5 protein-coding genes are annotated in these 6442 nt (G+C 40.5%); 3 read left to right on the top strand and 2 right to left on the bottom strand.

Annotated features, from left to right (window positions below; genetic code table 11):
• Positions 1–107 precede the first annotated feature (107 nt).
• Both PN447_RS00670 and PN447_RS00675 read left to right on the top strand, forming a co-directional pair.
• Positions 108–1331 (top strand): glycoside hydrolase family 10 protein, encoded by a 1224-nt coding sequence (locus PN447_RS00670; protein WP_271760049.1) that lies wholly within the window; start codon positions 108–110, stop codon positions 1329–1331.
• A 50-nt stretch (positions 1332–1381) separates the two neighbouring features.
• A complete protein-coding gene (locus tag PN447_RS00675; protein ID WP_271760050.1) occupies positions 1382–1789 on the top strand; it encodes a hypothetical protein in 408 nt (135 codons plus the stop codon).
• Positions 1790–1800: 11 nt separating this feature from the next.
• Here the strand turns inward: PN447_RS00675 and tftA are convergent, their stop codons facing one another.
• Entirely contained in the window at positions 1801–3150 is a 1350-nt protein-coding gene (tftA, locus tag PN447_RS00680) for a hormogonium tapered terminus morphoprotein TftA (RefSeq protein WP_271760051.1), read from the bottom strand.
• Positions 3151–3260: 110 nt separating this feature from the next.
• Between tftA and dnaG the strand changes: the two genes are divergently transcribed.
• Positions 3261–5156, top strand: a complete 1896-nt coding sequence (dnaG, locus tag PN447_RS00685) for a DNA primase (RefSeq protein WP_271760052.1) — start codon at positions 3261–3263, stop codon at positions 5154–5156.
• 131 nt (positions 5157–5287) lie between these two features.
• Here the strand turns inward: dnaG and PN447_RS00690 are convergent, their stop codons facing one another.
• Positions 5288–6250, bottom strand: a complete 963-nt coding sequence (locus PN447_RS00690; protein WP_271760053.1) for a protochlorophyllide reductase — start codon at positions 6248–6250, stop codon at positions 5288–5290.
• Positions 6251–6442 lie beyond the last annotated feature (192 nt).

Raw genomic sequence — 6442 nt, forward strand, 5'->3', positions numbered from 1 at the left:
CTTAGGGTGAGTTTTGTATTGAGGATATCATCACATAATTCTGAGAAATGTTAGTTAAATATGTATATAAAACTGTTTCTCAGTAAAAAACAAAGTCAAGCCCATAAATGAATAGGTTGAATAAACGTATTTTTTTTTACTTACTGTGTTGGGGATTTGTAATCGCCAACACAGTATTTTCTTTTCCTTTACTAACTGGATCTCAATCGGAGAAAAGCTTACCAATAACAACAGAACTACGAGGGGTTTGGCTCACTAATGTTGCTAGTGGCGTTTTATTTTTGCCCTGGGGAATTGACCGCGCCGTTACACAATTATCTGCGCTAAACTTTAATACTATTTACCCCGTGGTGTGGAATCGAGGTCATACTTTCTATAAAAGTAAGTTAGCTAAAAGTGTAACAGGCTCTGATGCTGATACTTTACTAAATATCATGCACGGCGGACAAGATGTTTTAGCAAAAATTATTCAACTGGCTAGACCTCAAAATTTAAGTGTGATACCTTGGTTTGAATATGGTTTTATGACCCCACCTCATTCACAATTAGCCAAGGGTTATCCGGATTGGTTAACCATGGGAAAAGAAGGGATAAAATCTACTAACGAAGTTCCTTTAGAAGAAATAAATGATAATTCAGGACATCAGCAAGCTTGGTTAAATGCTCTGCATCCAGAAGTGCAGCAGTTTATGTTAGGTTTAATTCAGGAGGTTGTCAGCATTTATCATGTGGATGGCATTCAATTAGATGATCATTTCGGTATGCCTGTACAATTTGGTTATGATGCTTTCACAGTTGATCTCTATCGCCAAGAACATCAAGGTAAAAGTCCTCCTAGTGACCCGTTGAATCCAGAATGGATGCGTTGGCGCGCTAATAAGATTACTGATTTTATGGTAAAAGTTCATCAAAGTGTGAAAGCAATTAAACCTAATGCGGTCATATCTCTATCCCCAAATTCACAGGGTTTTGCCTATAAATACTATTTACAAGACTGGGAAACTTGGGTAAGAAAAGGTTTAGTAGATGAGCTAATATTGCAGGTATATCGCAATAATCAAAAGAGTTTTATTACTGAATTAGAAGAACCAGCAGTAAAATTTGCTCGGACTCGGATACCGGTTAGTATTGGTATTTTAACCGGAACCTCTACTAGTCCTATGAAGATTTCCCAAATTCAAGAACAGGTGAAAACGGTACGCGATCGCAATTTTACCGGTATTTCGTTTTTTTACTGGGAAAGTTTGTGGGGTAGCATCACCCCAGAACCTCCCCAGCAAAGGCTACAAGTGTTTCAGAAATTGTTTGTCGCTAAAGCTGTTAGACCTTAACCAGGGAAATTCCTGTATACTATCGCTGACAGATTGTATATGCATTTAATATGATACGGCTTTTGGTGACGGTGATTTTACTGGCGTTATTGACAGGGTGTGGTACTATCGGACTATTACCGACTACTGAGTTAGTCCAAAAAGCGATCGCACTCCAGGTAGAACAAACTCAGCAGCAACTCAACCAAAAACTGAATTTAGACTTATCGGATTTTGAAATCAAACATTTAAAAATTCGCCAGGAACAACCCCTAACTATTGAAAACCTACCAGCTTTCCGCGTCCGGGGAACCTACGATTTAATTTTGCACCTTCCCAAAAGACAGTTAACACAACACCAACAACCTTTTGAAATTTATTTGCAAATTCAGCAAGAAGGTAAGAGCTGGCGCTTGCTAGTTCCCCAACAACAAAATCAGGAGTCACAAGGGAATTGGCGCAGCTATTTAATCCTTTGATATCAATGACATCACAAAATCTGTGCTGAAGTATATAAACGTTTCATGATTGCTAAGATTTTTGTACCATAATCTAAATCTGCTGACCAGCGCCCAGAAAGTTGATAAATTGATGGCGCAATTCCCCGGGTGATAAACCGAAATCGTGGGTCTACCACTTCGGTTACTAAAGGTTCAAGACTCCCATAGGCTTTTAAGTGTTGAATATGCGCTCTCACACCAATTCTGGCGCTAGGAAAAGACGCAGCTTCAACACTACCACCAATACAACCCAAACCAGCAAAGTTATTTTGCTCAGGTCTGACATCGCCCCCAAAACGTAAAAATTCAGTTTCTAAGCACATTTGGCAAAAGGCAATGTCATAGTTCACACCCTCCATCTTACCTTCTTCTCGATACAATTGGGCTATCTGTGAAAAATTTACTAAAGCTTTTTCATGGTTGCTTTTCAGGAATAATTGTAACTCTACTTCCGATGTGTTACCCCTTGACATAATGCGGTCTAGTTGATCAAGGCAAATTAATAAATTAGAGCGTAAACTAACTAGATTAATTGTGGTATCCCATGTAATTTCAACGTGAAATTCTCTTAAATCCACAGCTTTAATATAAACTATTCTATGGTAACTAATACGGTGAACATCTCTTAATTTTAATAAATCAATTTGTAGCTGATCTACTATATTAATCGGAATGTAGCAATTACCATTAACTAATATTCCTTTCTCACCATATTTTTGCCCATTAATATGAATATCAATAACTGGGTAATCAGATCCAACAGCATTTACAGGACTGCGGTCAATTAGCCGACTCCAGGATATTAAACCCTCAGCAATTCCCAAGGCAAAATCACGGCGATAATTTTGTAACAATAAGCGATCTTCTGGACTGCTCAGAAAGCCTACTTGCATCAATAAAGAAGGAATGATAATCTGGCGACAAAATGCCACACGCCCCAAGGAACTGTCTGTATCTGGCTTAACTCCCCAATTTGCTAACTGAGTGACACGCCCTAAAAGCTTGAGTAATAATAATTCCCCATGACTTTGACGCTCTTGGTTATCAGCAATGTAGTGGACACCCGCACCCTGGAGAGTGGGACTTATAGCAGCTTGAGCATGAATTTCTAGGGCGACATCACCCGGACAGCTACGGAAATTAATCCAAGCAATACTCTCGGTGGCGCTCAGGTCATCGGGAACCCCTAAAACGTTACAACTTTGCGCGCGTAATTCTGTTACTATTAAATCCCGCAGCAAAATCATTTCTCTGGTTTCGTCTATACTACCTGCTATGGAGCCTGTATATAAACCTTTTGCTGCTTTACCTCCAGCAGCGGAAATAAAAATACGTCCCATCTTTAGTTACTGTGTGTTATCAAAATTCAGTGCAAAAAATTTTACACATGATTGTTGGCTTTGGAGTAACAATATAATACCTATTAGTGACTACAAAATAATGAACTAAAATGCAAATTCCCCGTTTGCACCCAGATACAATTGAGGAAATTAAACAGCGTGCTGACATTGTTGATATTGTTTCACAGTACGTGGTTTTACGCAAGCGTGGTAAAGATTTTGTGGGCTTATGTCCCTTCCACGATGAAAAAACCCCCAGTTTCACAGTCAGTCAAACTAAGCAAATGTATTATTGTTTCGGCTGTCAAGCTGGGGGAAATGCTATCAAGTTTTTAATGGACTTGGGCAAACAGTCTTTTGCGGAAGTAGTGTTAGATTTAGCACGACGTTATCAAGTACCTATCCAAACTCTCGCCCCAGAACAACGTCAAGAATTACAACGTCACATTTCTTTACGTGAAAAGTTGTATGAGGTTCTTGCTTCTGCGGCACAGTTTTATCAACACGCTCTCAGACAGAGCCAGGGAGAAAAAGCATATCAATATTTACTACGCGATCGCCAACTCCAGGAGGAAACAATTCAGCGGTTTGGCTTAGGTTATTCACCATCAGGGTGGGAAACTTTACATCGCTATCTGGTGGAAGATAAACACTACCCAGTACAATTATTAGAGAAAGCGGGATTAATTAAGCCGCGTCAGGGAGGAGGCGGTTATTATGATGTGTTCCGCGATCGCTTGATGATTCCTATCCGCGATGTTCAAGGGCGGATAATTGCTTTTGGCGCTAGAACCCTATCTGATGAGCAGCCAAAGTATTTAAATTCGCCAGAAACCGAGCTTTTTAGTAAGGGTAAAACTTTATTCGCCCTTGATCAAGCTAAAACTGGAATTTCCCAATCTGATCAAGCTGTGGTAGTGGAAGGATATTTTGATGCGATCGCCCTCCATGCTGCTGGTATTACTAATGTTGTGGCTTCCCTGGGTACCGCCTTAAGTATAGAACAAGTGCGGTCAATCTTACGCTATACCGAATCTAAAGAATTAATACTCAACTTTGATGCTGACAAAGCCGGTAATATCGCTACTGAACGCGCCATTGGGGAAATAGCCTCACTAGCATATAAAGGTGAAGTACAGCTGAAGATTCTCAATATTCCCGATGGTAAAGATGCTGACGAATACTTAGATACTCATACACCAGAAGAGTATATAAAACTGCTAGCAACCGCCCCACTATGGCTGGATTGGCAGATTCAGCAAATTATTCACAATCGAGACTTAAAACAAGCTACCGACTTTCAGCAGGTTAGCCAGCAGATAGTTAATTTACTTAAAAATATAGATAATAATGATACCAGAAATTATTATATCTCTCACTGTGCGGAAATCCTCAGCTTAGGTGACACCAGACTCATACCCCTACGAATGGAAAATCTCTTAACTCAAATTGCGCCCACTAGAGTCATAACAAATAAACCTTTACCCCCTCAGAAAAAATGGTATAGTCCCACACCTACCCCCTCTCCCATTTCAGGGGATAAAAGTCTTTTAGAATTAGCAGAGTCTTTACTATTAAGAGTTTATCTGCACTGTCCCGAGCAGCGCCAAGCTATTTTCCAGACTTTAGAAGCCAGGAATTTAGAATTTAGCCTTTCCCACCATCGATTATTGTGGCAAAAAATTTTAGAATTAACCGGAGAGGAACTAGATTTAATATCAAGGTTACAAAATAAATATTTAGAATTATCAGAACCAATCGAGGTAATTTCCCATTTATTTCATCTGACTGAAAAAACTCAGAAAGACATCCTCCGGACACCCCAAGTAGTCCAAGCAGCCATGGCTGTGATGGAGAGGGTATTTACAGAAAAACGCAATCGTTACTTCTTAGAACTGTGGGAAAAAACCGGAGCAGAATCAGATTACCAATCTTTCTACAAGGAAAAAATCCGACTACAGGAATTAGAGAGTCAACGCCAATTTTCCATTACAGATTTACTTTAATTTCATCCTGAAAATTGCCTATGGGTGAGAATTGTATCCTATATCTGCTCACCATACTGAATAAATTTTACCCATGCCAATAAAAAACCACAGATGAACTTTGTTCATCTGTGATTCAACTTAGCAAAAGCCTAAGCTATTCCTACCAACTTGGCGCTTAAATCCCACATACGTTCAGCCTTGTCATCATCACTGGCTTCATTAGAAACCTCTTGTAGAAATGACTTACGGTTTTTCTTTTGTCGATTTCCCCAGCTCCAATAAGCACCAGACTGATTATATGCAGGATCGCTTACCACTTCAGCCACGCGATCGCCAGCCTCCTCCTCGGATACAAAGCCCCCAGTAATGTACTTTTGGAAAACTGGGAAAATCTTCTGAAACAAAGGATAATGATTTCTAAACAGAGCCGTCGTCGCCACACAACCGGGATAAAGCGAGCTAAAAGTGATCCCGTGTGACTCATGATAACGCCGATGTAGCTCCCTCATAGTCAACACATTACACACCTTGCTATCCTTGTAAGCCTTCACCGGTTCAAACTTCTTACCGTCAATCATGGTGACTGGATCTTTAAACCCTTGGGCAAAACCCTTCAAGTCGCCCAAATCTGGACGCGGTGGAATTTTTCCTCCCAACTCCTTGGGGTTATGGGTAACAGTTCCCAAAATCACCAACCTCGGCTCCGTAGATGGTGAATTTTTCAAGTCTTCCAAAAGCAAATTACACAAAAGGAAATGACCAAGGTGATTTGTGGCCACCGTCAGTTCAAATCCCTCTGGACTGCGCAGTGGCTCCTTGATTAAAGGCATATAAATTGCCCCATTGCAAACCAAAGCATCTAAAGACTTACCACTGGCGCGAAATTCCTTGACAAATTCCCGAACACTATCTAAAGAGGCTAAGTCAATATGCATGACTGTGTAGCTGTCCGGCTCCATTCCCAAAGACTTAGCAGCATTTTCCGCCTTGGATAAATCCCGACAGGCCATCACTACATACCATCCCCTTTGGGAAAGCGCTCTCGCGGCTTGCAAACCCACCCCAGAGGAAGCGCCAGTAATCACGACTGTTGACTTCTGATGTTGTGCCATTTTAATTAAAACTGCATGAATTGTCTGGTGACATATTTATAATTTCTAATGTTCTGCTATATAAAACCTAGACAAAGCTAGACTTTACTTTCTACTTCAACGGGAGCATGGGAGCGGTTATCCCTCAGTAGACTTGCACGCCTTAGCCAGACGCGATATTTCTCAAGTTAAGATTTACAAGAAAGACTACCG

Source organism: Anabaena sp. CS-542/02 (assembly GCF_028331085.1).
Classification (GTDB): Bacteria; Cyanobacteriota; Cyanobacteriia; order Cyanobacteriales; family Nostocaceae; genus Anabaenopsis; species Anabaenopsis arnoldii.